Origin of the sequence: Promicromonospora kroppenstedtii DSM 19349, assembly GCF_000515355.1 — a bacterium.
In the GTDB taxonomy this organism is placed as follows: Bacteria; Actinomycetota; Actinomycetes; order Actinomycetales; family Cellulomonadaceae; genus Promicromonospora; species Promicromonospora kroppenstedtii.
Window position 1 is genome coordinate 1 of sequence record NZ_KI911666.1, and the last position, 725, is coordinate 725.

The following is a 725-nucleotide window of genomic DNA, read 5'->3' on the forward strand; positions in this document are numbered from 1 at the left end:
AGCGCCGCCGCGCGCTGCGCTCCGAGGCCGCCTACCTGCGGCAGAGCGCCGCCGGGTACGTGCACCTCTTCGACGCCGCGACCGGGTTCTTCCGCGGACGTGGCCGGGACGGTGCGTTCGACCCGGCGCCGTTCGACCCGGACGCGTGGGGCGGTGACTACACCGAGTCGGACGCGTGGAACTTCCTGTTCCACCCGGTGCACGACGGCGCGGGGCTGGCCGCCCTGCACGGCGGTCGGGCCGGTCTCGAACGGCTGCTGGAGCGGTTCTTCGCGGCGCCCGAGCGGGCCGACAAGCCCGGCTCGTACGGCAACCCGATCCACGAGATGTTCGAGGCGCGCGACGTGCGCCTGGGCCAGCTCGGGCAGTCGAACCAGGTGTCGCACCACATCGCCTGGACGTGGTCGGTCGCCGGGCGGCCGGACCGCACCCAGGAGGTCGTGCGCGAGATCCTGACGCGGCTCTGGACCGGCAACGACATCGGCCAGGGGTACCACGGTGACGAGGACAACGGCGAGATGTCGGCCTGGTACGTGCTGGCCGCGCTCGGGCTGTATCCGCTGGAGATCGGGTCGTCGCGGTGGGCGGTCACGTCGCCGCTCTTCGAGCGCGCGGTGGTGCACCGGCCCGACGGCGACCTGGTGATCGAGGCGCCCGGGGCCGCCGAGCGGTGGTACGTCGCGGGGCTGGAGGTCGGTGGGGCCGGGGGCGGTGCCGGCGCCGGC

At 74.5% G+C, this 725-nt stretch carries 1 protein-coding gene; it reads left to right on the forward strand.

Going from position 1 to position 725, the window contains the following annotated elements; translation table 11 throughout:
- Positions 1–725: glycoside hydrolase domain-containing protein (locus PROKR_RS13120; protein ID WP_036963943.1), on the forward strand; the 725-nt coding region annotated here is incomplete at both ends.